The sequence below is a fragment of the Coriobacteriia bacterium genome (assembly GCA_013334745.1).
GTDB lineage: Bacteria > Actinomycetota > Coriobacteriia > Anaerosomatales > JAAXUF01 > JAAXWY01.
On sequence record JAAXWY010000012.1, the window covers coordinates 1 to 25,663 of the forward strand.

At 64.8% G+C, this 25,663-nt stretch carries 20 protein-coding genes and 1 pseudogene; 3 read left to right on the forward strand and 18 right to left on the reverse strand.

The window, feature by feature from the left end; all coding sequences use genetic code 11:
* Positions 1-148: 148 nt before the first annotated feature.
* Positions 149-736: a hypothetical protein gene (locus HGB10_04850; GenBank protein ID NTU71130.1), complete on the reverse strand. Its 588-nt coding sequence runs from the start codon at positions 734-736 to the stop codon at positions 149-151.
* Between the two features lie 336 nt (positions 737-1,072).
* Between HGB10_04850 and HGB10_04855 the strand changes: the two genes are divergently transcribed.
* Entirely contained in the window at positions 1,073-2,473 is a 1,401-nt protein-coding gene (locus HGB10_04855; GenBank protein ID NTU71131.1) for a tyrosine phenol-lyase, read from the forward strand.
* A gap of 76 nt (positions 2,474-2,549) precedes the next feature.
* Here HGB10_04855 and HGB10_04860 read toward each other — a convergent pair whose 3' ends face one another.
* The 7 genes from HGB10_04860 to HGB10_04890 form a co-directional block, all read right to left on the reverse strand.
* The gene (locus tag HGB10_04860) at positions 2,550-3,212 is read right to left on the reverse strand and encodes an amino acid ABC transporter permease (GenBank protein ID NTU71132.1); all 663 of its coding nucleotides are present in this window, start codon (positions 3,210-3,212) and stop codon (positions 2,550-2,552) included.
* 73 nt (positions 3,213-3,285) lie between these two features.
* Positions 3,286-4,143 (reverse strand): amino acid ABC transporter substrate-binding protein, encoded by an 858-nt coding sequence (locus tag HGB10_04865; protein NTU71133.1) that lies wholly within the window; start codon positions 4,141-4,143, stop codon positions 3,286-3,288.
* 58 nt (positions 4,144-4,201) lie between these two features.
* On the reverse strand, positions 4,202-4,705 hold the full coding sequence (locus tag HGB10_04870) for a DUF523 domain-containing protein (protein NTU71134.1): 504 nt from the start codon (positions 4,703-4,705) through the stop codon (positions 4,202-4,204).
* A gap of 100 nt (positions 4,706-4,805) precedes the next feature.
* A complete protein-coding gene (locus HGB10_04875; GenBank protein ID NTU71135.1) occupies positions 4,806-5,759 on the reverse strand; it encodes an alcohol dehydrogenase catalytic domain-containing protein in 954 nt (317 codons plus the stop codon).
* On the reverse strand, positions 5,756-6,151 hold the full coding sequence (gene tagD, locus HGB10_04880) for a glycerol-3-phosphate cytidylyltransferase (protein NTU71136.1): 396 nt from the start codon (positions 6,149-6,151) through the stop codon (positions 5,756-5,758). The genes HGB10_04875 and tagD overlap by 4 nt, the downstream gene beginning before the upstream one ends.
* Entirely contained in the window at positions 6,148-7,575 is a 1,428-nt protein-coding gene (locus tag HGB10_04885; GenBank protein NTU71137.1) for a hypothetical protein, read from the reverse strand. Before HGB10_04885 ends, tagD begins: the two co-directional genes overlap by 4 nt.
* 66 nt (positions 7,576-7,641) lie before the next feature.
* Positions 7,642-8,787 carry a CDP-glycerol glycerophosphotransferase family protein gene (locus HGB10_04890; protein ID NTU71138.1) on the reverse strand — a complete coding sequence of 382 codons (1,146 nt, stop codon included), beginning with the start codon at positions 8,785-8,787 and terminating at the stop codon, positions 7,642-7,644.
* Between the two features lie 188 nt (positions 8,788-8,975).
* Between HGB10_04890 and HGB10_04895 the strand changes: the two genes are divergently transcribed.
* Both HGB10_04895 and HGB10_04900 read left to right on the forward strand, forming a co-directional pair.
* Positions 8,976-10,994 (forward strand): glycosyltransferase, encoded by a 2,019-nt coding sequence (locus HGB10_04895; GenBank protein NTU71139.1) that lies wholly within the window; start codon positions 8,976-8,978, stop codon positions 10,992-10,994.
* Positions 10,995-12,476 carry a glycosyltransferase family 2 protein gene (locus HGB10_04900; protein ID NTU71140.1) on the forward strand — a complete coding sequence of 494 codons (1,482 nt, stop codon included), beginning with the start codon at positions 10,995-10,997 and terminating at the stop codon, positions 12,474-12,476. It abuts the gene before it with no gap.
* Here the strand turns inward: HGB10_04900 and HGB10_04905 are convergent.
* The 10 genes and pseudogenes from HGB10_04905 to HGB10_04950 form a co-directional block, all read right to left on the reverse strand.
* Positions 12,473-15,001, reverse strand: a complete 2,529-nt coding sequence (locus HGB10_04905; protein ID NTU71141.1) for a UPF0182 family protein — start codon at positions 14,999-15,001, stop codon at positions 12,473-12,475. The genes HGB10_04900 and HGB10_04905 overlap by 4 nt on opposite strands.
* 56 nt (positions 15,002-15,057) lie before the next feature.
* The gene (locus HGB10_04910) at positions 15,058-16,272 is read right to left on the reverse strand and encodes an ABC transporter ATP-binding protein (protein NTU71142.1); all 1,215 of its coding nucleotides are present in this window, start codon (positions 16,270-16,272) and stop codon (positions 15,058-15,060) included.
* Between the two features lie 5 nt (positions 16,273-16,277).
* On the reverse strand, positions 16,278-17,096 hold the full coding sequence (locus HGB10_04915) for an ABC transporter permease (GenBank protein ID NTU71143.1): 819 nt from the start codon (positions 17,094-17,096) through the stop codon (positions 16,278-16,280).
* 219 nt (positions 17,097-17,315) lie between these two features.
* Complete coding sequence (locus HGB10_04920) at positions 17,316-18,668, reverse strand: hypothetical protein (GenBank protein NTU71144.1); 1,353 nt, start codon at positions 18,666-18,668, stop codon at positions 17,316-17,318.
* A 172-nt stretch (positions 18,669-18,840) separates the two neighbouring features.
* Positions 18,841-20,481 carry a diguanylate cyclase gene (locus HGB10_04925; protein ID NTU71145.1) on the reverse strand — a complete coding sequence of 547 codons (1,641 nt, stop codon included), beginning with the start codon at positions 20,479-20,481 and terminating at the stop codon, positions 18,841-18,843.
* A gap of 191 nt (positions 20,482-20,672) precedes the next feature.
* Positions 20,673-22,667 (reverse strand): hypothetical protein, encoded by a 1,995-nt coding sequence (locus HGB10_04930; protein ID NTU71146.1) that lies wholly within the window; start codon positions 22,665-22,667, stop codon positions 20,673-20,675.
* Positions 22,667-23,824, reverse strand: a pseudogene (locus tag HGB10_04935) (acylneuraminate cytidylyltransferase). Before HGB10_04935 ends, HGB10_04930 begins: the two are co-directional and overlap by 1 nt.
* A gap of 17 nt (positions 23,825-23,841) precedes the next feature.
* Positions 23,842-24,660: an N-acetylneuraminate synthase gene (locus tag HGB10_04940; protein NTU71147.1), complete on the reverse strand. Its 819-nt coding sequence runs from the start codon at positions 24,658-24,660 to the stop codon at positions 23,842-23,844.
* Between the two features lie 204 nt (positions 24,661-24,864).
* Positions 24,865-25,113 carry a hypothetical protein gene (locus tag HGB10_04945; protein NTU71148.1) on the reverse strand — a complete coding sequence of 83 codons (249 nt, stop codon included), beginning with the start codon at positions 25,111-25,113 and terminating at the stop codon, positions 24,865-24,867.
* Positions 25,114-25,171: 58 nt separating this feature from the next.
* On the reverse strand, positions 25,172-25,600 hold the full coding sequence (locus HGB10_04950) for a hypothetical protein (GenBank protein NTU71149.1): 429 nt from the start codon (positions 25,598-25,600) through the stop codon (positions 25,172-25,174).
* Between the last annotated feature and the right edge of the window lie 63 nt (positions 25,601-25,663).

Below are 25,663 nucleotides of genomic sequence, written 5' to 3' on the forward strand. Positions count from 1 at the left end.
GGTCTCGCCGCCGAAGAACCCGTAGAACTTGTCGAAGCCCGACCGCGTCGGCCAGCGATCGGTCGGCCCGGAGGGACTGACCTCCCCCGGGAGCGCTGCTCCCCCACGGGCGCCGCTTCGGCGCCCGCTCACGTGTGCAAGAGACAATCTACTGGACGGTGCAGGTACCCGTACCGTCGCCGCCACCAGCGCCGCGACCGCCGCCAGCACCGTTACCGCGACCGCCGCCACCGTTGCCGCCACCCTTGCCAGCGCCCGAGCCGCCACCGGAACCGGAGCCGGTTCCGTCGCAGTCAGCGTTGACGGTGTCGACGCGCGAGGTGACGCGGGCCTTCATGTTCTCGAGGGCCGTATCGGCCTGAGCCTGGGTGATCGTACCGGCCGCGACCTTCTCGGCGAGAAGCGACTCGCGGACCTTGAGCGCCTCGGCGATGACGGCCGAGGAGTCGACGTTCTTGGCCGCAGCGATCTGCGTGAAGGTCTTGCCGGCGGCACGCTCGGCGGTGACCTCGGCGGTCGACATGCCGGTCAGCTTGGAAACCACGTCGAGCAGGCGTCCGCCACCGTCACGGACCGCGCCACCAAGGCGGAGTCCGGCGGTGCCACACGCTGCGGCGACGGTCGATGCCGTGCCGCTCTGGCCGGTCGTCGCGGCGTAACCCGAGACGGCGGTGCCGAGGACGAGTCCGGCTACGAGTGCTCCGGCGACCGCGGCGGTCATTCGCTTCATGTTCATGAGGAAGTGCCTCCTTCAGAGTCGAGTTGCTGATGTTGCGCGCAACCCCACACTGGTCTCGGCGGGTGAATTCGCAGTGAACGTGCGAAGCGGAGGGGGTGAACTTCGCAGGGACCCCTGCAACGCAAGACAGTTGGTGAAATCGTGTACGAGATACAGATTCATAAGCAAGAGGTTGTTTACGAAATGGATTCCGTGGCAATTGGCAAGTTCTACCTACGGTAGCCCCTTTATCGGCGGCGGCGTGCGCGGAACAATGCGGGGTGTACCGCGACTACGGGTGCGCGACCCATTACGTGGGCGCACACCGCACCGGATGAGAGGGACTGATACGCCATGACACGACGCACAAGCTGGGCCGAGCCCTGGAAGATCAAGGTCGTCGAGCCCATCAAGATGACCACCCGTGAGCAGCGCGAGGTGGCGATCCGCGAGGCCGGCTACAACACGTTCCTGCTCAGGTCCGAGGACTGCTACATCGATCTGCTCACCGACTCAGGCACCAGCGCGATGTCGGATCGCCAGTGGGCCGGCATGATGCTCGGCGACGAGGCGTACGCCGGCTCAGCGAACTTCTATGCGCTCGAGGCCGCGGTACAGAAGTACTACGGCTACGAGCACTTGATCCCCACTCACCAGGGCCGCGGCGCCGAGAACATCCTGTCGCAGATTCTCATCAAGGACGGCGACTACGTCCCCGGCAACATGTACTTCACGACCACGCGTCTTCACCAGGAGCTCGCGGGCGGCACCTTCCGCGACGTCATCATCGACGAGGCGCACGATCCGGCCTCCGAGCACCCCTTCAAGGGCAACATCGACCTGGACAAGGTGCGCGCGCTCGTCGCCGAGGTAGGCGCGGACCGCATCCCCTACATCACCATCGGCGTGACCGTGAACCTCGCCGGAGGCCAGCCTGTCTCGATGGCGAACCTGCGCGAAGTGAGCGGCTACTGCCGTGAGCAGGGCATCACCGTCATCCTCGACGCCACCCGCGCCGTCGAGAACGCCTACTTCATCCAGCAGCGCGAGGAGGGCTACGCCGACAAGAGCGTCGCCCAGATCCTGCGCGAGATCTGTGACGTCTCCGACGGCGCCACCATGTCCGGCAAGAAGGACTCACTCGTTAACATCGGCGGATGGCTCGCTGTCAACGACAAGAAGATCGCCGAGCAGGCGCAGAACCTCGTAGTCGTGTACGAGGGGCTGCACACCTACGGTGGTATGGCCGGGCGCGATATGCAGGCGATGGCGATCGGCATCGAGGAGTCGGTGCAAGACGACCACATGCGTTCGCGTATCGGTCAGGTCGAGTACCTCGGCGAGAAGCTGATCGAGGCCGGCGTGCCGATCGTGCGACCCATCGGCGGTCACGCGATCTTCCTCGACGCCATCGCGATGCTGCCGCACATCCCGCGTGACCAGTTCCCGGCGCAGGCGCTTGCTGCCGCGCTCTACGTCGAGTCGGGCATCCGCGCGATGGAGCGCGGCGCCGTCTCGGCGGGTCGAGATGCGAAGACCGGCGAGAACCGCTACCCCAAGCTCGAGCTCGTGCGCCTCACGATTCCGCGCCGTGTCTACACGCAGGCGCACATGGACGTGACCGCCGAGAGCGTCATGGAGGTCATGGACCACTCCGCCAAGGTGCGAGGGCTGGCCTTCAACTACGAGCCGGAGTACCTGCGCTTCTTCCAGGCTCGCTTCGACAGCGTGGGCGGAGACGGCATCTTCGCGTAGGGACCGACCGCACGACTCAAGCGATCTCCCAGCGCCCGTCTCTCGATTCGAGGGGCGGGTGCTGGTGTGCTTGGGGTCAGACGGCTCCGCGGAAGTTCAGCCGGGTCTCAAGCCTCTTCGCCAGCAACGAGAACGCGTAGGTCATCACGAAGTACATGACCGCGACAACCGCGAAGATCTCGAAGGCCCGGAAGGTACGCGAGTAGATCTGGTTGGCTACGTTCATGATCTCGGTGATCGCCAGAAGCGACACGAGCGAACTCTCCTTGAGGAGTGATGAGAACGAGTTCACCAGTGGCGGCAGCGCGATGCGCAGTGCCTGAGGCATGACCACCCATCGCAGCGTCTTGAACCAGCCAAGGCCCAGGGCGTGGGATGCGTCGTACTGCCCCTGATCGATTCCAAGCAGTGAGCCTCGGATGATCTCGGAGATGTAGGCGCCGCCGTTGAGTCCGAGTCCCAACACTGCCGCGACGTTTGCCTCCAACACCAGCCCGACCTGCGCGAGCCCGTAGTAGATGAAGAAGAGCTGCACGAGCAGGGGTGTGCCGCGGAAGAACTCGACGTAGGCGGTGACGGGCGCAGAGAGCCACCCGCCGCGGGAGCGAACCGCGCCCGTGACGACGCCGATCACGAGCGCAACGACGAACGACGCTGCGCTGATCTCAAGCGTCACCAGGGCCGCTGCGGCCAACTCGGGCGCCCAGTCGCCGATGATCTGCCACTGCACCACGTTCATCCGGTTCTCCTCAAACGCATTCGGGGCGACCCCACTGTGGAGCCGCCCCGATGTGCACATTAGTGCTGGATACCTACTGCTTGACGGTCAGCCACTTCGCGATGAGCGCGTCGTAGGTGCCGTCGGCCTTGATGTCGGCCAACGCCTTGTTGAACGCCTCGATCGCGCTCGCGTTGCCCTTGGGGAACACGCCGACGATCTCAGCGGTAGTGAGCGGCTCACCAACGAGCTCGAAGCTCGGGTCGACCTTGCTCTGCTCCACGGCGAACGCCTGGCCCGCGATGACCGCGTCGATGCGCCCGACCTTCAGGTCGTTCATCGCATCCTGCGTGAGCTTGTACTTCTTGAGGCTCTTGAAGCCGAGCTTGCCCTTGAGTTCGTCTGCGAGCTGCTCGGATCCGCTCCCGAGCTGCACGCCCACGATCTTGCCCGAGAGGTCGGCCTCCCCGGTGATGCCCTTGGGGTTGCCCTTCTTGACGATGATGACGTCGGGCAGCAGGTAGTAGACCTCCGAGAAGTCGACGTTGTTGCCGGCCGCTTCCTTCTTGGACATGGCGCTCACGATGACGTCGTAGTCGCCCTTCTCAAGACCGCCGAGCAGCGCCTGCCAGTCGGCCGGCTTGAACTCGGCCTTCACGCCCATCTTCGTCGCGATGGCGTTCATCATGTCGACGTCGAAGCCTTCGATCGCTTTGGTCTTCTCGTTCGTCGACTCGAACGGTGCGTAGAACGGCGCCGTGCCGATGATGAGCACGCCCTTGGACTGGATGTCGGCGAGCGACGGGTCGCTCGCTGCTGGCGTCGATGACGCCTCCGGCGCCTTCGCTTCCGGAGTCGCTGCTGGCTTCGCACACCCACCCAGCGCTAGGACGGTCGCCAGGAGCGCGATCACGCCCGCAAGCAGCAGATACCTCTGTCCCGAACCCCTCATGTGCATGACTCCCTTCAATTCGGCGTAGGCCGCGGCTGCGGCCTGACTTCCCCCGTGGTCAGGCTTCGGGCTCATCCTCGTCGACCGCCTGAAAGTCGATGGCCAGGGAGCGTGCGGCAAGTAGTGCCTGCAGCTCCTCGATGAACACCCCGCGCCCCGGCGACTTCGTGCTCGTCGGTACGGTCTCGATCTCTCCACCCGTGTAGCCGCGGCATGTGAGGTTGACGCCGCAGCTCGGACTGTTGTCGATGCCGATCACGCTCTCAAGCGAGTAGCCGGCCGAGTCGAACGCGACGAGTTCATGGATGACCGGCGCCAGGATTCGTCGACAGTGCCTCCGGTAGGCAGGCGTGTCGTACTGCTCGTACGTCATGCCCCAGCGCTTCATCCCGAGGAAGGTCGCCTCCGGGCAGGGGAGCTGGACGATTCCGACACCACTCTCGACAAGGGGCGCTACGGTGCTGCGGATCGCGCCCGCGTAGTTCGCGAGACCGTCAACCTTCGAATTCGAATTGAGAACGCAGTGCGCGACGACCACTATCCGACGTCCCCGAAGCGGCATCCTGTACTCCTGCGAAATCACGACAACGAATACTGCGCATACTGTATCCGAATAGGAGAGGACATGCCACCGGCGAGGCGGAGCACAAGGGTGGTCGTCACTACGGCTCGAGCAGGACCTTCATGACACCGCGCTCAGCGGCATGCGCCATGGCGGCGACACCGTCTGCCAGAGCGAACCGCTCGGCGATGAGTACGGTGGGGTCGACGTCGCCACGCTCGAGCAGGCGTAGCGCGGGCGCGAACGGGCCGCAGCGGGAGCCGACCACGGTGATCTCGTCGACGACAAACGCCGAGAGGTCGAGCGTGACCTCACCCGCGTACGTGGACTTGAGCACCAGCGTCCCTCGTGGCCGCACCGCGCGCCTCGCAAGCGCCAGACCGTCGGGGGAGCCCGTGGCTTCGACGACGACGTCGTAGCCACGCTCGACGACGGTGTCCTCGGCGATGGCGGTGATGCCACGCTTGGTGAGTAGTGCTCGTTGGATGGTGTGGCGCGCAACGACTTGGAGCCGGGCGCCCGTGAGCGCAATGACCTGCGCGACTAGCTGGCCCAAGCGACCGGCGCCCAGCAGCAGCACGCGATCGGTGGGCGCGATGTGGACCTGCTCGAGGATCTCGAGCGCTGCGGCGAGCGGCTCGGTGAAGACGGCGGCGTCGTCGCTCACCGTCGCGGGCACGCGATGGAGGCAGCCGAGGGGGACGCTCACGAACTCGGCATGCGCGCCGTTGCGGTTCACGATACCGAGCACGCTGCGGGTCTCACAGTGCGTGAGGCGACCTGCTCGGCAGGTTTCGCATGAGCCGCAGGCATCGTTGATCTCGGCGACCACGCGGGCACCGAGCCACTCGGAATCGGGCGACTCGACGACCTCGCCGACGAACTCGTGCCCGAGCACGCCGGTGTACGGGTAGTAGCCGCGGGTCAGCTCCAGGTCCGTGCCGCAGATGCCCGAGAGGCGGACGCGAACGAGCGCTTCACCGGCTGCCGTGGCATCCGGTACGTCGACGTCACGTACGGACAGCTCGCGATCCTGGAGCCACAGCGCCTTCACTGGCCGGCGAGGTCGGCCTTGATCTCGGTTGTCGAGATGCCGTCGGTGCGGGCGAGGAACACCAGCTCACAGTGGTCCTTGAGGTAGTCGAACTTGTCGCTGTCGGCCCAGTCGTCGCCCATGACGACCACGTCGATGCTGTAGTTCTTGATGTCGTCGAGCTTCTGCTCCCACGAGTTCTCGGGGATCACCAGATCGACGTAGCGGATCGACTCAACGACTTCCTTGCGCAGCGCGTAGTCGTGAAAGGCCTTCTTGCCCTTGCCGGCGTTGAACTCGTCGGTGGACACGGCCACGACGAGATAGTCGCCGAGCGCCTTAGCGCGCTGCAGGATGCGGATGTGACCGTGATGGAGCAGGTCGAACGTGCCGTAGGTCAGAACACGCTTCATTCGGCGACTTCCTTTTCGGGCGCGGTAACGGGCTCCGACCCATGGTAAACCAGCGGGGCAACACAGCGCTCGATGACGCGCTCGCTCGCGTGACCGTCATCAAGCGGCGCGTAGGTCTCGGCGAACGCGCGGACGCGGGCGACCTCAGCGGCGGAGGGGTTCTCGGCGGCCTTCAGGGCGGCAGTGAGCTCGGGCTGGGTTCGCACAACAGGACCGGGGAGCTCGTCGAGCTCGAGGTAGAAGCCGTGCATGTCGTTGGCGTAGGTGTCGAGGTCGTACATGTAGAAGACGACCGGGCGACGCAGGTTCGAGTAGTCGAAGAACACGCTCGAGTAGTCGGTGACGAGCACGTCGGCGATGGCGTACAGCTGGTTGATGTCAGTGACCTTGGAGGCATCGACGACCGAATCGCCGTAGCGGGCGAAGTCGAACGAGCTCGCGATGAGGCAGTGTGCGCGGAAGAGCACCGTGTAGCCGTCGCCGAGGTCGGAGAGCAACCGCTCGAAGTCGACCGCCGGCTCGTAGGTCCAGCCCTCGCTCGTGGAGTACTGGTCCTCGCGCCAGGTGGGGGCGTAGAGCACGACGCGATTGCCCTCGGGGATGCCCATGCGGGCGCGGGTCGCTGCGGCCTGCTCGGCGGTGAAGGTGCTCAGGTAGTCGTTGCGCGGGTAGCCGAGTTCGATGACGGCGTCCGTGCGCCCGATCTTGGGCAGGTTGAACGTCGAGCCGAGCGCCTTGGCCGCGAAGGGCGAGGCTGCGAGCAGGTAGCTGAAGCGCTCGCCCTCAAGGCCGTAGGCCTCGTGCCACTCCCGCTTGGTGAACATCGGGTTCGCCCAGCCCTTGGTCTCGATGTCGAAGCCGAGGCGCTTCAGTGGCGTACCGTGCCACGTCTGGATGTACGTCTGACCCTCGCGGGGGATGAGATGCGGGGGAATGCGGTTGTTCGAGACCCACAGCGACGCGCGCGCGTAGTCGCGGAAGTACTCCTGCGAGCGGCGCACGACGATGCGGATGGCGGCCAGTGCCTCGAGGTCCTCGGCGCTGAAGAGCGCGTCGAGATCCACGCCGTCGCCGGTGTCGTTCGCGCGCAGGCCGCGCACGTCGAAGCCGCCACGCTCGTTGAGCGCAGCCACGACGGGGCGCGCGAGCGCGTAGATGAGCTCGTAGCCGCGTGTGGACTCGTGCGTGCGCATCGCTTCGCACAGGGCGCGAGGGCTGCATGCGTAGCTGCGACCCGAGTAGCTCTCGAAGATCGCGACGCCGGGCGTCACAGGGTTCTCGGCGCACGTACGCGCGTAGCGCTCGGCGAGGCGTGCTGAGTCGCGACGGCGTGCAATCTCACGCACGACCGGAACGTGCTTGCCGATCTCGTTGACCGCCTTCTTCATCCGGCGCTTGAGGCGCTTCTTGAGGGGCGCTGCCATGTGACTGAATGTGCCTTTCGGGTCGTCGCACGAAAGCGGTATCTTACCGCCTCGCCGTGGGGTTGGCTACGAACGCTCGCGTACGTGCGAGAGCACGAGATCGGCGATGGACGCGGTGCAGTCGGCGCCGCGCTCGGGCACGAACGCTGCCGAGAAGTCGCTCACGGCCGCCTCGTCGACGACGGACTCGCGGATCATCCGGATGACGTCGTCGATGCTCGTCGACGACATCGCGGGTATCTCGGCGAGCGGGTCGAAGTTCAGGCCGCGCTCCGCTCGGTACTCCTCGATGTCGTAGACGTAGTAGTAGACCGGCTTGTCGATGCAAGCCGCCTCGAATGCAACCGCCGAGTAATCGGTGATGACCGCATCGCACAGTGGCAGCAGGTCGAACACGTCGACCCCGGTCGCATCCACGAGGTGCGCGCCGGTAAGCGATGCACTCTCGAGGTCGTGTGGCTTGACGATGAGCGTCATGCCGCTGTCAGCGAAGGCGTCGATGACCTCGCGGTACGCCGAGCCGCCGTGGTGGCGGAACGTCGGTGCGTACAGCACCACGCGCGTGGAGCCGTCGGTGAGGTGCGGGTACGCCCGGACGAGCGCGGCGACCGGCTGCGCCGGGCGCGCGCCGTCGGCGGGCGTACGCGCACCGCGCAGGTAGTCGACGCGCGGCAGGCCGAGCGGGACGACTGCCGTCGGGTCGACCTCGAACGCTGCCGCGAAGGCCGCGACGGAGCCGGGACCGCCGCACAGGACGACGTCGTAGTTGCGGTGCATGTGCATCGCGCGAGCGATCGCCGCCGAGCGGCCCCCGGGCTGCCCGATCGACTGGTAGCCGAACTGCTTGATGCCGCCCAGCGCGTGCCAAAGTTGCACCACGAACAGGTTGCCGTGGTGGTTGAGAATCGAGAGGGGGACGTTGTAGCCATCGACCACGCACGCGCGGGCGGTGGCGAGGTGGTACATCTGGACGAGGACCTCCGACAGATACAGCGCACGGCCGAGAGTGTCCTTGGGGATGAAGCGGCAGCGCACGACCACATCGATGTCGGGTGCTTGTCGACGGAGCTGCTCGGCGAGCAGGACGAGGTCCTTGGATGGCTCGTCGGACTGGCGGCTCAGCATCACGATCTTGGCGCGGCGAGGCAACACCCTGAGCACGGCGTAGATCGCGCGGGCGACGTAGATGGCGAGTCGGATCAGGGTCCGCATGCGCAGGGGCACCTCGTGGGTTCGTGTCGTCTGGTGGCCGCTCTCCCCGAGCGACCGGCCGATTCATGATATCGGGTCTGGGCAGCGTGCGCTTCGGCCGCGCCCTGCACGCCGAGTGGTCGCGGCTTCTCAGGTACACTTCAGTCGTTGCGCCAGCACACTCGGGGGAGCGCCGCGGAGGATCCGGATTGCAACTCACCGTCCCAGTCCCAGAGCGACTCAACGACGTGGCCTTTCACGTCGTGCTTCACGATGTCTGGCATCACCGAGGCGGGCTCGTCCGAAACGCGCTGCATAAGGCCTCGCTGATCGGCGAGGCGCTCGATCGCGACGTCACGATACTCACACTCGCGTTCACTCTCGACCAAGACGATTCCGGCCACCGGCTGCGCCAGATGGGCGTGCTCGGGCCTCGCGTCCAGGTCATCAACCTGTTCGATGAGGCGGGCATCAGCGGCGACGCCCCCAGAGGGCTCTTCGCAGAGGACGTCCATCGACCCGCCCGTCCCGGTGCGATCAAGCCCGACACGGGCCCGTCGTCCGAGTGGGATGCCGTCGAGACGCACGACCCGGATGGTCGCAGCATCGTCACCTATCGAGACGCCGGCGGGCGCGTGTTGCGCGAGGAACGCCGGGATCTCGCCGGACGGCTGCGCAAGTCCGTGACCCTGGATGCCGTGACGGGCGAGCCTCTACGGCGGCTCTACTTCGACGACGAGGGTAGGCCGCGTGTCGAGTTCGGCCACGGAACCGAGCCGGGCGCTCCCTGGCAGATCCGGTTCGCCGACGAGCACGGCGCATTCACGCACGTGTTCGACAGTGAACGCAGCATGCGCACTGAGTGGCTCGATCACCATGCGGCCCTCTACGACGAGTCGATATTCCAGGTCGAGACCGAGAGCCCGCTGATCACCTCGGCGGTGCTTCAGATGACGAACCCGTCGGCCGCGAAGGTTACGATGCTGCATGCGAGTCATCTCGACGCCCCGCACACTTACGGGTCGCCGACGATGCCGGAGCACGCCCCGATGCTCGCGAGACTCGATCGATTCGACGCATTCGTCCTCATCACCGAGGAGCAGCGCGCAGACGTCGCCGAGGAGTTTGGGCCGCGCGCGACCCTCCACGCCGTACCGCACGACGCACCCACGAGCCGAGACGCGCTGTCGCCGGACAAGGACCGCTGGCTGGGCGTTGGTATCGGTCGATTCGCCGAGCGCAAGAACTGGAGCGACGTCGTCAGGGCGTTTCGCAGCGTGTCCGAAACCCACCCCGAGGCGCGTTTCGAGCTGTGGGGCCTGGGTCCGCTGCGTTGGGAGCTGCAACGGCTCATCGACGGTCTGGGCCTGACGGACGTCTTCCGCGTCATGGGGACGACCGCCGACTCGGCTTCGGTGTTCTCGCGGGCGTCGTACTCGGTGCTCGCAGGCATCCGAGAAGGCATGCCGCTGGTCATCGCCGAGTCGATGGCCCAGGGTACGCCCACCGTCGCCTACGACGGCAAGTACGGAATCACGGAGTTGATCCGCGATGGTGTCGACGGAACCGTTGTCACGTACGGCGACGTCGAGGCGCTCGCCGAAGCGATGAGCTCCATGCTGGACGATCCTGACCGCACGCGGAGCATGGGCGAGCGCGCGCTCGAGGTCGATCGGCGCTTCTCGGCGGGCTTGTGCGTCGAGCGCTGGTTCGAGGTCTACGTGGCGGCGATGGAACAAAAGGATCGCCGAGTGGCGCTTCCCAGGATGACCGCGCGCGCCTCACATGTGTTCGCTCAAGGCGAGCGCTACCGGATCGAAGCGAGTATTCGGCTCGGTGAGTTCGCCGAGACACCCGACGTGCGCCTCTACGCACGTCCGCGTGCGACCATCGTCGGCGCGCGCTACGTCGAGGCGCAGAGCGTGTCGCGACAGGGTGGACATCTGCAGGTCATCGTCGATTTCGACCCTGATGACGTACTGCGCAGCGGTGTCGTATGGGACGTGTACGCCAGCGTCTCATTGCGCAACGCGCACCGTTTCGTTCGCATCGCCGCCGGCCGGGAGGCATTCGGAGTCTTCAACACCGGAGGGGTCGCACCCACGGTCACACGCGGCGGCAACCTTTCGTTCGTCCCGGCGCGTGGCCCGCAGACGGCGCGGCAGATCCTCGGGAGGGCCCGTCGACGCCTGCGCGGACTGCTTCGTCCGCGTGCCGAGGCCCGCTAGATGCAGCCGGATGTCACGGTCATCGTCGCGGCGTACAACGCCATGCCCTACGTGGTGGAGTGCATCGAGTCGCTCTTCGCACAGACGCTGCCGCAGGACCGCATCGAGATCCTGGTCGTGGATGACGGCTCGACCGACGGTACCGGCGAGGAGCTCGACCGCCTCGCCGTCGATGCACCATCGATGCGCGTCATCCACCAGCCCAACTCCGGGGGCCCGTCCGTTCCGCGAAACCGCGCGCTCGATATCGCGACCGGCCGCTACGTCTTCGTGCTCGACGCCGACGACTATCTCGGCCCCGAGGCGCTCGAGCGGATGGTGCGCGTAGCCGACGAGAACGGGACCGATGTGGTGCTCGCCAAGATGGTGAGTGTGGGCGGTCGCAATGTTCCACAACTCGTCTATGAGGAGACGGTTCTGAGCACACCGGCACTCGGTTCTCGGGCGTTTCGCACGCTTGGGGCGTGGAAGCTCTACCGCCGAGAGATGCTGGAGCGCCACGCGATCCGGTTCCCCGAGGATCTGAACATGGGGGAGGACCAGCCCTTCGTGCTGCGTGCGTACTTCGCTGCACGCGCGATCTCGATTCTCGGCGACTACGACTATCTGTACTTCCGGCATCGTGATGACGGGCAGAACCTGACGCTCGTCGCCACCGCGTCCGACGTGCACGTTCCGTCGCTCGCACGCGCATTCGACGTGCTCGAGGAGTGCGTCGAGCCCGGGTCGGATCGCGATGCGGTCGCTGCACGTCTCCTTCATGCACAGGCTATGCGCAACGTGCTCGTACGGCTCCCCGCCGAGACAGACGCAGCGGTGACGCACCGAGTGCTCGAGGAGGTCAGGGACTGGCTGAAGCGCTTCTACAACGACGAGGTCGCCGAGCAACTGCCGTGGCGCTTCCGCGTGTGTTACGAGGCGGTGGCGGCGAACGACGCCGATGCGATCGCGGTGCTTGGCGCCCTCGAAGCAGGTGCGGAGTTCAAGCTACGTCACGAACTCACCGAGCTGCGATGGAGCGGCACCGAGCTGGTCGCGCGTGGTCGCCTCGGTCTTGCCGGCTTGCCGGTGGAGCAGGTCGCCGAGATCGACCTGGTCGCGCGTGGTCGAGGGGTCAGCATTCTCGTCCCCGTCGTACTCGGCGAGCTCGATGCCGAGGCGGGGACGCCGTTTGAGGTGCATCTCGACGTCGCCCGGGTAGCAGACGGTGAGCGCTTGGCTGAGGGCCGGTGGGACGCATTTGCCCAGGTGCGCTATCGCGGTGCGCGGCGCAGGGTCCGTTTCGGTATCGAACGCGCGCAGACACTCGGCGATGGTCCTGGCGGCTGCGAGGTCCCGCTTCGGCTAGGGGGTCGCGTACGTGTCGTGGCCTACTTCGCGAGCGGGGAAGGCAATCTGGCCCTGCACGTGCGCCCGCCGGTTTCCGGCCCGGGCCGCGCGGCGCGATGGCTCAAGCGACGACTCGCCGGGAGTCGAGGCTAGTTCGCGCTGACGCTCGCCTCCACCGAACCGCTGGGAGCGGTGCTCGCAAGTCCGTACGCCTTCTCGAGCGCGCCCGGCAGCGTCGTGTCGAACTCGACGCGGTCGCCATTGACCACGATCACGCTGACGAGCTCGGCCATCGCGTTGTTCTGGGCCTGGAGGAACACCGGCTGTACGTAGGCCACGGAGTTCTGAACCGGAAGCACGAGCATATCGCCGAAGACCACGGTGCTACCCGGCTGCGTCCACAGAGTCAGCTGCTGTGAGAAGCGCGGGTCCTGATTGATGCGCGCCATGATCTGCGCAGCGCCGAGAATGACTCGCTCTTTAGGCAGCAAGTAGACGGTGTGCTCACCATAGTTGCCCGGCTCGCATGACGTCGCCATCCAGCCGACCAGGTTCGCCTTGTCCGGCAGCGAGTAGGGCTGGAGCAGGTAGAGCCCCTTGCCGTTTCCTCCGGGAAGGTCGGCCATGACGTACGTGGGCTTCACCGGCTTGCCGCTCGCATCCAATGGTGTGGCCCAGAGGTCTTCCTTGTTGTAGAAGACCATCGGATCGGTCATGTGGTACGTGCGATAGATCGACGCCTGAGCGTTGAACTGCTGTCGCGGAAAGCGGATGTGCTTGGCGACGGCCACGGGTATCTCGGATTCAGGCGTGATGATCGTGGGATAGATGCGCGCCCATGCATCGCGGATGGGATCCTCACCCGTGGCGTAGAAGGTGACGTCACCGGTCAATGCATCGACGGTCACCTTCACTGAGTCGCGCAGGTAGCTTGTGCCGTTCTTGAGTGGCTGTGAGTACGGATAGTGGTCGCTTGCGGTGTAGCCGTCGATGATCCACGTGATGCGGCCATCGACGAGTGCGGGATATGCGTCTTCATACGACAGCCACGGTGCGAGCTTCTTGGCGCGCAGGACCACATCGCGGTTGGCGAGTACGCGGCTTGTCGGCGTGAGGTAGCGAGAGAAGAGCACCTCGGGCGAGCCCAGCCGGACTGCCCATGCGAGGCGGCGCATCGGGTTACCCACCGCGACTCCGCTGTCCGCGGTATAGCGGTTCTTTGCGTTGCTCTGTCCCGCGGGGTAGTCGAACTCATCGATGCCCGTGTCCACGATCGCGTAGTCGGACTGTCCGGGGGCGAAGTAGATGCGGGGCTCCTTCGTCACCAGACTCGCAGCCATGCTCGCGTCGGCACTCTCCACGCGCGGGGGGATCTCGCCAACGATGAACTCGGGGAACCCGCGCGGGGTCGTCATGCTGGCCGAGCTGATCGCCAGCCCATATCCGTGCGTGTAGACGAGGTGCTGGTTGACCCAGGTACGGGCGGTCGTCGGCAAGCCGGATGGGTCGATCAGCCGCGCAGCAACAAGCACCTGATGCAGCTCGCCACCGTACTCGTAGCGGTCGTAATCGATGTCAGACAAGCGGTAGTAGGGTCGGATCGTCTGCAGCTGTGTGAATGCTTGCTGCACTGTCGTCGGTGACCAAATGGTCGCCGTGGCGAGCGAGCGCTGCGCAGCCGAGGCTGCTGATGGCTCCAGGCTCTCATGCACGGGGTAGTCAACGCCCCTGACCGATGTGAGGTCCCACGCAGCTCGTGTCATGGCGATGTTGCGCTCGATGTAGGGTTTCTCCAACGTCGCCTCGTTCGGCGCGGCGACGTACGTCTCAACGACCCATGGCCACGCGACTCCGAGTACGGCAGCGGCGACCGCCCACACGGCAAGCGTCAGCACCACGGGCTTGAAGCGCTTCCCCGATGCGGTCGCGAAGAAGACGACAGCTGCGACCACCCCCATCAACGCGATCGCGATGCTGGCGGGAATCTGTGCATGGACATCGGCGTAGGAGGCACCCGCGAAGGGCGTCTCGGCTGTTGAGAAGCTCAACTGCCAGATGGAGAGGATGACGTTTGCGGAGGCGAGCAACGAAAGCGCACCGGCCAGGATCGAGAAGGACCGCTTGAGGCGTCGCCAATCCGGCGTGACCACTCCGGTGGGGTCCAGCCGAGTCGCGATGAAGGCGATTGCGACCATGGTGACCATGACAAGAACAACAAGTCCGGTGAGCCAGCGAGTGAGCAGCTCAAACGCCGGGAGCGTGAAGACGAAGAAGCCGACGTCATAGCCGAAATGGGGGTCGTGGAGCCCGAACGGTGACTGCGCGATTGCGAGGCGAAACGCCATCCACTGCTTCGACATCGACAGGCTCATCAGGCCGGCAGCCAGCAACGACCCGATTGCCGTTCCGACCGGGAACTTGAAGCTTCCCAGCGCGGACTTCCATGCCGAGCGAGCACCCGCGTGAATCGCCAGGAACGCGATCGCAGTGCACCCCAACCACACTCCGAGCATCGAGGCGTAGCTGACCTGAAACACCGACTGCTGGCCCATGGATGCGTACCAGAGGTAGTCGGTCCAGATCCAGTCGATGCCGACAAGTGCCGCCGCGCCGAGCACGAGGGCGATCCCGCCGCCAATCATGAGTGCGAACCTTCGTGACAGACGCACGCGGTTCATATGAGTCCCGCCTCCGAGAGCCCTAGCTGGCTGGTCGACTGAACCCGATCGTGGGGTCAGTCGTTCTCAAGTTCGTAGTCGACGTGCACGACGCCGGTTCCGACGAACTTGCCGGCGCGAATGTGAATCGGGCGCCTGAGTGAGTGGTTGATGAAGAACCCGGCGTCGTTATTCCACAGTTCGCCAGCCATGAGGTATTCACCTGCGAGCAACCTGGGGTCGCGCAGCCGTACGCGGAGATGGTGCTTGCCGATCTCGGAGTTGATCACGGCGTCCGGGTCCTGTTTGTCCGACATGAACATCTCAAGACCCTCGGAGTTCTTGATCGTGTAGCAGAACGTGAGCCGCTCGATGGGCCGCTTCACGTAGTAGTCGAACTCGAAGAGGATGTCCTCTCGGAAGTCGAAGGTGTTGCTGCGGCCCTCGACACCTTCGTTGTAGAGGCGGAAGTCCTTGATCTCGAGGATGTCGCGCTTCTCAAGCGCGATCTCTTCGTCACCATGATCCTCGCGGTGCTGGTCGCGTATCCGGGCACGCTCCTGCTTGAGGAACTCCTCGTACGCGAGTACGACCGGTCCCAGCTCGCCCTGCTCCATGACCACACCGGCGTTGATCCACACGGCGCGTGTGCAGAACGCCTTCACCGTGAACAGGGAGTGGCTGACGAACAGGATCGTCTTTCCCTGCCTGCGGAACTCCTCCATCTTCTCGATGCACTTGATCTTGAAGATGTCGTCACCAACGGCAAGGACCTCGTCGACGATGAGGATATCCGGGTCGACGCTCACACTTACGGCGAAGCCGAGACGAGCCTTCATGCCGCTCGAGTACGTGCGTACGGGCTGGTTGATGTGATCGCCGATATCGGCGAACCGGATGATCTCTTCTTTGCGAGCATCCGCTTCCTCGCGAGGTATGCCGAGGGCCAACGCTCGCAGGTAGATGTTCTCGACTCCGGTGAGCTCGAGGTCGAACCCGCTCGTCAGCTCGAGCATCGCCGAGATGCGCCCCTCGATTTCGACTTCACCGCTGGTCTGCCGTGCGACTCCCGTGATGATCTTGAGCAGCGTCGACTTGCCCGAGCCGTTCTTGCCGAGGATCGCAACGACCTCGCCCTTGGGGAAGTCGATAGAGACGTTCTTGAGCGCAGTGAACTTCTTCGAGTCGTCGTCGCGCCGGAAGGGGGCGAGCGCTCTGGAGATGGAAGATGAGTAGATCCGATAGGTCTTGGTCAGATTCTTGACACGAATCGCGTTATCCAGCGCCGACACCTCCCCTACAGAACGTCTGCAAATTCGCCTTCGAGCTTAGTGAACACGTAGCTCGCCAACAGCGCGAGGATAGCGAGCATGCCCCAGAAATAGAGCATGTACTCCCAGTCCTGGAAGAACCACCGGTGGTACACAAACGCGTTGCGGTAGCCGCCGGTGAGGTAGGCGATCGGGTTCGCGAGCACGATCTGCTTGAGCGGCGAGGAGAGCTTATCGGCCGACCACAGTACGGGCGACATCCAGAACAGCAACGTCATAAGCGACTTCACCGCTTGTCGGACGTCCTGGCTCACCGCCGTCAGTGCCGAGAGCAGCGTCGCGACGACCACGGTGAACGCCGCAGTGCACAGCAGGTAGTAGGGCAGTTGGATGAAGTAGATGCTGAGTCCATACCCTGAGATCACGAAGATCGCGACGGTCACGCACATCATCATGAGGTGGACCATGTAGAGCGAGAGCACCTCGGAGACGGGGAGCGTTGCCACCGGATAGACCATCTTGGTGACGAAGTGGGAGTTCGATCGGACAGCTGAACCGCCGATGGTGAGCGCATCCGAGATATAGAACCACGGCATGATGCCGGGAATCAGCCACAGGATGTAGGGAATCTCACCCATCGAGCGTCCGCCTCGGATGCCGATGTTGACCGCGAACCAGTAGGCGAAGACGAAGATGAGCGGCTTGACGAGCGCCCAGGCCGCGCCCAGCGCGGAGCCACTGTAGCGTTTGGTAAGAGCGACCTGCGCCATCGCATACGTGCGCGAGGCGTTATCGGTATTGATCCTGACGAGTCGTAGGAAGTCTCCGACCACGGAGGTCAGCACTATGTGTCGCTCCTTGACGTGAGGCTGAGCCGGTTCACGGCGAAACGCCAGTGTCCCGCAACCGAACGCATTATCCAGCATTGCGTTTCCGATGTGAAACAAACCCATTTCAGGCGAATCGCGGCGAACCGCACTAAGAAGGCCCGACCGACGGGCCGGGCCTTCGCTGAATCCTGTCAGGTGCCGGCGGTGCGGGTCTGAGGCCGCCGGATATCGGCCCTAGTGCGGGATGAACGACGACGCGCTCTCGCGCTTCTGCTTGCCCGAGTAGGCTCTCGCCCGCACGTAGACGCGCCGTCCCGCAGCCGCTCCGCCGATGTTGCACGAAGTCGATGCGACGCCGCTCGAGTTCGTGACTGCGGTCAGCTTCTTGGTCCCCGAACCGAACTTCCAGTAGAAGGTGACCGGCAGCCCTGCGACGGCCTTTCCTGCGGTGTTGCGAATGCGCACACGCGAGGTGATCGTGGAGTAGCGCTTGGGTCGCGTGTTGGACAGGCTCGACTTCATTCCCGAGAGCCCCGAGGCGAGCATCGGCGTCGGCATGAACCACGTGGCCGATGTCGCGACTTCGCTGCTCTGCACGGTCTTGGCGGTGAGCGCACGCTTTCTCATCAAGGAAACGCCGGCCCCGGGGACCTCCCACGTGTAGGCGAACCCGTTGGCGTCCGTGTAGGCGACGCGCGACTTGATGCCGCTGGCCAGCGGCCAGTTGAAGGTGACGCCCACGCCGGGCATCGGCTTGCCGTTCTCGTCGTAGCAGTAGACGTCGCTGCGGATGACGGCGCTGTGGCTGTCACTGCTTCGGGGGAAGTAGTAGTTCGGTCGCCACATACGCTGCTTCATCGTCGCCGGTGCTTGGGACAGACCCTCGCCCCTGGGGACTGCAGCGATGATGTCGGCGAGGTCGTTAACGGCTCGGTTGAGCACGAGACCCGTGTTGGTCTTGCCGATACCAGCGACGTTGTTGTTGTTCGCTCGATACGACGCGTTGAGATCCGCGTACTTCGTGCCGGCGTACGCGGCTGCGTGGAACGCTGAAGCTCTCACGTCGCTGACTGACCTACGGCTGCGTGGGCTGATCCAGCTCGACATGCTCGAGTAGCTGGGGGTCATGTCGTCGACTTCGTACTCGTACGGGGCGTGTCGCGGGTTGTTCGAGACGAATCCGGCTGTGGTCGTGTGGAACGGCTGGACCTCATCGGCATAGTAGTGGGCCAGGCGACCGAGGTGCTCGCTCGCATCGGCGTAGTCACCGGCGTTGTACGCGGTCACGACCTGGTAGTACTCGTCCGAGACGGCTTGGGGGCCGCCACGCACGCCCACGCCGACGTGCCGGGGAACAGACGTCGGGGTGGCTCGGTAGTCGATGTCATCGGAGGCGTAGAGGGCGGCACGGACATCGACCCAGTCTCCGCCTTGGCCGGCCAACGTGATCGCGTGGTCGAGTACCCAGTCATGGGTGCCGTAGTGCCAGTCGTCAGGACCACCGTTGCCCCACCCGAACGCGGTCGACGACGTGGCTGCAACGAGCAGCACGGCGGCGGTCGCTATGACGGCTATCCTGCGCAACATCGAACTCACATCTCCCAGCGGGTCTGACGCATGAATCTTCACTTCTGGTATCGGCCGCGGTGGGGGTGGGCATTAGCCACTCGGTTGATCGCACGCAGGCGAACGCATGATGAATGTGACGAGTGACACACTGCTTCGGCGTGTCTCGCGCGTACGTGCCCACGCGGCACGGTCACAGGCTTTCGCCCACGACGCAGTTGCGTCCGGCGTGCTTCGCGGCGTACAGGGCGCGGTCTGCGCGCTCAATGAGGTCGTGCATGTCCTGGTGTGATCCCGGGCCGACGCTCGCGACCCCGATGCTGACCGTGATCGGAATCGACGCGCCGCGGTATCGTACGGGCTCGGACTCGATGGCGTTGCGCAGTCGCTCGGCGATGTCCTTGGCCTTCTCGGCGCCGGTGCCCGCGAGTAGGACGAGGAACTCGTCGCCGCCATAGCGGACCGGCGTATCGGCATCGCGGGCGTTCTCGCGCAGCAGGCGCGCGATCGAGACCAGCGCCCGGTCGCCGGCGAAATGCCCGTGCGTGTCGTTGATCTCCTTGAAGTGATCGATGTCGATGAGGATCAGCGACGCGCGATGGCCCTGCGCCATCTCTCGACGCAACTCCTGCGAGAGCACCGAGACGTGCCGTCGGTTGAACAGGCCCGTAAGCGCGTCGAGCGATGCCTGGGCCTCGAGCTCCGCTTGTGCGATTCGGCGTTGCTCGACCTCCTGCTCGAGTGCAAGGCTGCGCAGCCGATGAATCTCGGCATCCTTGCGCGCCGTGGCTACTTCGTGCTCGACCTGCAGGTTGGCGAGCCGGCTCGAGGTCTCCTCGTTGAGGCGGATACGCTCCAGGTCGTGGAATCGGCGGTAGTGCTCGAGAGCGGCGCCGAGCTCGCCCCGCTGCTCCTGGACGCGCGATAGCAGCTCATGGCAGTAGAACTCCTCGATCGACCGCCCGTGCCTCGTGTTGATGGCAAGTGCATCGCGTGCGGCGGCCAGCGCGTCGTCGAGGCGGCCCTGTTGGAGCGCGATGAGGGCGGTCGTGTAGAGCGCGTCACCCCGATCAGGCTCGGAATGGTGCTCACCGGCAAGCCGTAGGCTGCGCAGCGAGTAGGCCGCGGCGGTATCGAGATCACCGGTGCGACGGTGAACCTCGGCCAACGTATCGAGGACGCCCATGAGCAGGTAGGTGAGGCCGTGCTCTTCGCTGATGCGCATGGCCTCAAGCGCGACTTCGAGCGCCTCGTCGAACTGGTCGAGGTCCATGAGGCTGTACGTCATGTTGTTCATGGTCAGCGCGGCGCCGAGTTCGTCGCCGAGCTCGTGCTGAATCGCGATGGCCCGTCGCTGAAGATAGAGCGCGAGCGAAGCGCGCGACGTGGCGTGGTACACGTTCGCGATGCGGTCCATGACGTACGCGGCCAGACTGCGGTCGTTGATCTTCTCGGCGATGTCTTGCGCGACGAGTAGCCGATTCATCGCGTCCACGTAGTCGCCCAAGAGGTAGTGCGCCCACCCCATCGTGACGTAGAGGTCGCCGAGCATCGGGCTGGGGTCGTGTGAGTCGAGTAGCGCCAGCGCCTCGGATGCGTGCTGCATCGCATTGTCGGCTTCGCCCAGCGCGGCGCACCGGTGGGCGAGCAGCGCCAGCGCCGAGGCCATGCCGTAGCGGTACTGATTACCACCCGGATCCACCTGACATGCGATCTCGTAGGCTTCCTCCGCCAGCGTGCCCACCAGGTCGTAGTCGAGCCGCTTGAACCGTGTCGCGTCGCCGATGAGCTCGTCGACGTGTGCGACCTGATCCGAGACAGGCGGCTGTGCCACTCCCGAGCTTGGCGCGAGACAGTCGCCGTTGGCTGATTGGGCTTGGGTGGATCGCTGTGTGGCTTTCATAGGGATCGCCGCCTGAGTAGGGTCTCGTACCGGGATACTACCCCCGCTTCATAGATGTTCAGACAGCGGTGCACCGGAATGTGACGAATATCACAATACGCCGATGCAGGCAGGAGTGCAGTCTACTGCGCGTCCGCGACACCAAGACGTTTGGCTGCGCGGGCGAGTCGGCCGCGATACAGCCCGATGAACCACCGCAGCGATCGCCGCTTCCACCCACCGCGACGCGGGGCCGCGGGCACGTCGCGCTGAACGGCCGCGTACTCCTCACACAGTGCCCTGGCGTCATCGATCTGGCCGAGCCGGATCAGCGCACGCATCTTGTAGTAGACGAGCACTTCGAAGTCGGGACGACCCTCCACGTCGACGACGCTGAGCGCCTGATCCTTCCCGTAGAGATTGAGGAAGAACAGGATCGCGTTGGGCAGCCAGATGGTGTCCGCGTTCGAGAGTGTGACCTTGATGTTGCGGTCCTTACGCAGGATTCGACATGGCTCCTGCAGCGATATCGAGAATGACTCGACGAAGTGCTTGGCCGCGCTGAAGGGGCGTCGCTTCTTCAAGTACATCCGGCCGATGTTGTACTCGAGGCTGGCAGGTACGACGACGGGGCCGGCATAGCCCATCAGTTCGTCGTAGCGACGTCCCTTGAACAGGTAGTCGAAGTAGTAGTCCTGTACGAGTGGATCCGATGCGACGCCCTCGGGGTGGTTCTCGAAGTAGTCGGTCTTCATCTCCCGGATCAGGGCGCGCAGCTCTCGGACGTGAGTGTTGACGTCATCGTCGGTGTCCTCGGGATTCATGCGCAGATCCCAGACGGGCAACACCTGGCTCATGTCGAGCACATAGCCGAGGCACCGGTTGTCGTAGACGGCGGACTGGGCGACGCTGTTGAGTCCGCGGAACAGCCGCCGATTCAGCCGCACCTGCGTCGAACCTGCCGGAAGGGTGTCGAGCGACTCCACGTCGCTCATGAACTGCTCGAATGTCAGCTCGAAGCCGGTGGCGAACAGGTGCCCCTGCCGCAGGACGACCTCCTCGATTCGCTCCAACAGATCCGCGACGCGGGGCGCCGCGGGGGTATCGGAATCGTGGAACTCGGCCTGGACATACGCCTCGGCGACGTAGCTGAAGGGGGCAGGCCCCTCCATCAAGTCGCGCCGGTCGTGCAGGCAGCCTGTCTCGGCGAGGTGTTCATAGGCGGCCGCGACACGCTGCTTGCGCACGTCGAACACGTCGACGGAGTCGAGCCCATCGATCAGCAGCAGCGGGAGACCGAGCGCGGCGGCGTCGAGGTGCGCCGTGCTCCACGTGGTGATCATCGCGTCGAACTCGAGAATGAGCTCTTCGAGGATGGTCGGCTCGTGGATGAGGATGAGGTTGTCGGGCTTGTCCGGCAGGTGGGCGTAGAGGTGATCCGAGATGCTATGGAGGTGCACGCCCTCCTCGCTGGGGAGGTAGCGGGGCTTGATGTGAAACGTCATCTCGGGGTTGTTGCGCGCGATGGCCATGAGCGTCTCGCCGAGCTGGTCCTTGCCGGCCTCGCCCAGCGGGTAGGCGCCCTGATCGACGATGAGTACCTTGCGGATCTGATCGAGCGGGACCGGCTCGCGACTCTCACGGAGGCGGATCAGCGGGTCGTACTGCGGGTTGCCCACAGCGACCATGTTGTAGCGCAGGCCGTTGTCCTCGAACTCTCGGAACTTGCGCTCACTTGATGCGAGCACGAGGTCCGGCGGGTTTCGCATCGTCACCGAGGAGAACAGCGTTGCGAATGAGATGAGGAACTTCTGCTTGTCACGGATGGCGCCATACAGTGCCTTGCTGCCCCGCTGCACAAACGGACCTGTGAAGACGAAGTCGACGGCGTCGAGATCCGATACAGGGTAGTTGCGCACCGGCACCATGGGGATCTCGTCATTGATGAACATCTTGTTGTTCACACTGTCGCGCTCGTTCTCGACGACAACCGTGCACGTGTGACCGCGACGCTCGAGCTCGTGAACGAGCTCGACGTACGCGTAGTTAGTGGAGTCGTAGGCGCCCACGAACAGCACGTTGAGGGCGCGCTCGGGTGCGGGCGTAGCGGGTTGCTCGTCGAACGCGGGGTCGTGCATCAGACCCGGTTCCGAGCAGCGATGATCATCTCGGCGACCTCGCGAATGGCACCCTCGCCACCGCGAGCATGGGTGACGTACGTGGCCGCGGCCTTGACCTCGGGCATGCCGTCACTCACGCTGCAGCCGAATCCGACGGCCTTGATGACCGCGAGGTCCATCAAGTCGTCACCCACGTATGCGACCTCGTCGAGCGTGATGCCGCGTTTCGCGCACAACTCCGAGACGATCGCGAGCTTGTCGTGGACGCCCATGTGCAGCTCGTCGAGCTTGAGCTTCTCGGCGCGGCGTCGTACGAGATCGACGTTCTCGGCGGTGATGATCCCGACCGTGAGTCCGGCCTCGCGCAACATGGCGAAGCCCATGCCGTCTCGGGTGTTGAACTTCTTGAGTTCGTCGCCGTGCTCTGAGTAGTACATCCCGGCGTCGGTGAGCACGCCGTCACAGTCTGTGAGCAGCGCCTTGATGCCAGCGAGGTTCGCGGCAGGCGCGACATCGATGCCGGTGCGCCTCGCGAGCAGCGCTTCGGCGATGATCCAGTCGTCGGGCTCGTCGATTTCGAAGTACGACGCTTCGTCCATCTCGGCGAGCGCGATGCGCCCCGAGAGGCGGCAGCCGGTTTCGAGCAGGGCCGCACGCGACGTGACGTAGAACGCGCCGTTCTCGACCAGGTGGCCATCGAACTCCTGGCGACGCGGCCGAGCGTTGTAGTCGTAGTTCACCGGGCGAGCGCCCTCGGGGGCGTCCTCCCACAGGAAGCGTTTCTGGCGCACGACCGACAGAACGCTGTCCGCTCCCGCAGCGTAGGCGGCGATGCCCCGGCTGAGGTCGTCGGCGGCGAGAAGCGGCGAGGTCGCCTGGATGAGCACCATCGCATCGAAGTCGTCGTGTGCGGAAGCGTACTCGAGCATCACAGCCTCGGTGCCGGCGGTGTCACTCGCGCTCTCGGCTGATCGGCGATGCACGACGAGCTTGGCCGAGCCGAACGCGTTGGCCGCAGCCTCGATCTCGTCGGAGTCCGTCGATATCACGATGCGGTCGATATCAGGGCAGGCGTCGGCGGCCGCAATCGTCCAGTGGACGAGCGGCCGCCCCGCCATCTCCTTGATGTTCTTGAGGGGGATGGACTTGCTGCCCCCGCGCACCGGGATGAACGCTGTGTAGCGTTCGCTCACTACTCGGCCTCGCGGTACTTCAGCTTCACCCGCTGGACCATCTCGATGTCGAGAACCTCCGCGGACTTGTAGGTGAGCGCCTTGTGGACGGCCTCCAGGTCACGCTTGAGCTTGCGCAGGCCCTCGGGCTCGAGCGAAGCAGCGTGGTCGGTGCCCTTCCAGGTGCGGTCGAGCGTGTAGTGACGCTCGATGATGTGCGCGCCCAGCGTGTAGGCGGCGGTGTCGACGGCGATGCCGAGGTGGTGTCCCGAGAAGCCGATCGACTTGACGATGCCGTCGTAGGCCGTCTTGAGACGGTTGATCTCGAGCAGGCAGATGTCCTCGAACGGCACCGGGTAACCCGAGGTGCAACTGAAGACGACGAGGTCCTTGGCGCGACCCTTCGAGACGAAGAGGTCGATGATCTGCTTCTCTTCCTCAAGCGTCGTCATGCCGACCGAGATCTGAATCTCGCCGGGGAAGTTGTCGCACAGCCAGTTGAGCATCTCGAAGTGCGTGTTGCACGCCGAGGGGATCTTGATGGTGGTCGGATTCAGCGACGCGATCTCCATGGCGGAGGTCAGGTCCCACACGGAGGTGGAGTAGACCAGACCGAACTCCTCGCACCATGTCTTGAGCTGACGGTGCTGCTCGACGTCGAGCTCCAGGTACTCGCGGTGAGCGCCATAGGTGTCACCGTAGGAGTTCGCCGGATTGGGGTGGGGAGCGTTGTACTGCTCGGGAGTGAGCAGCTCCTTGTTGTTGCGCTTCTGGAACTTGACCGCATCGACCTTACAGTAGACCGCGGCTGTCTTGATGAGCTCATAGGCGAGATCCATCTCGCCCTTATGGTTACAGCCGATTTCCGCAATGATGTGAGACGGCTCGTAGGCCACCAGTTGCCTCCTTCAGTCGTCGCCGAACCTCGAGCGAGGTTCGCCCGCAGGCAGTATACCGCCAAATGCCCCCATCGATGACGCGGTTGACGACTCGACAACCGCGTCGGCCGGGCGGCCCGTTCGGCCGCCCGGAAACCGAGGCGCCTACGCCATGCCGGCGAGCGCGTGCTGCGGAGGCGGTGTGTACGTTCGGACGGAGAAGCCTGCGCGACGCAGGGTGCGCAGTATCTGCGTGACACTGGCGACACTCTCGTCGTAAAGCACCGAGACCAGGTGGATCGAGCGGATCGACGCGACGTCCTTCACGCCGTCCATGATGCGAACGAGCATCTCGGCGAGGCCGGCCTCGTATTCGTCACGAAGTCCTTCGATGAGGATGTGTACGGCTTTCATGGCTACTCCTCGAATGGTCGCGCGGGGCATCGCGCGCGGTTGCAGGACGGGTGTGAGATCACGCCCGTCCTGGCTGGCCCCTCGTTCGGGAAGCCTTCGATTCGAGGTGGAGCAGCGAGCTCGCAGCCTCCGAGATGGTGCAGACGTGCGCGATGGGCCGAGGGATCGAGGCCGCTGCGTGCAGCGCGGCTGCGGTGCGCGCGGCGCCGTCATCGGCGAACGCTGCGCTGGACGCGCCCTCCGCGAGCTTGACCGAGAGTACCGGACGAAGCGGCTTGCGATGCGGGGCGTGGGGAGCGCCAGGGGGAATCGGGTGGGACGAGGTCGTGGCGATCGACGGTCCGGAAAGCGAGGGGGCGGCAGCAGGTGCGCTGCCGAAGAGCGATGCGAACGCGAGCGACATACAGAGGACTGCAGCCGCAGCGGTACCCGCAACGACGGTCATCCGCCGTGTGTTGCTGGGCGTATCCCCCTCGCGTCGCTTCATCGCTGCGTCTCCCGTCATGAGCCTGCGTACGCCGGAGGAATCCTCCGACACACTCAGTCTTTC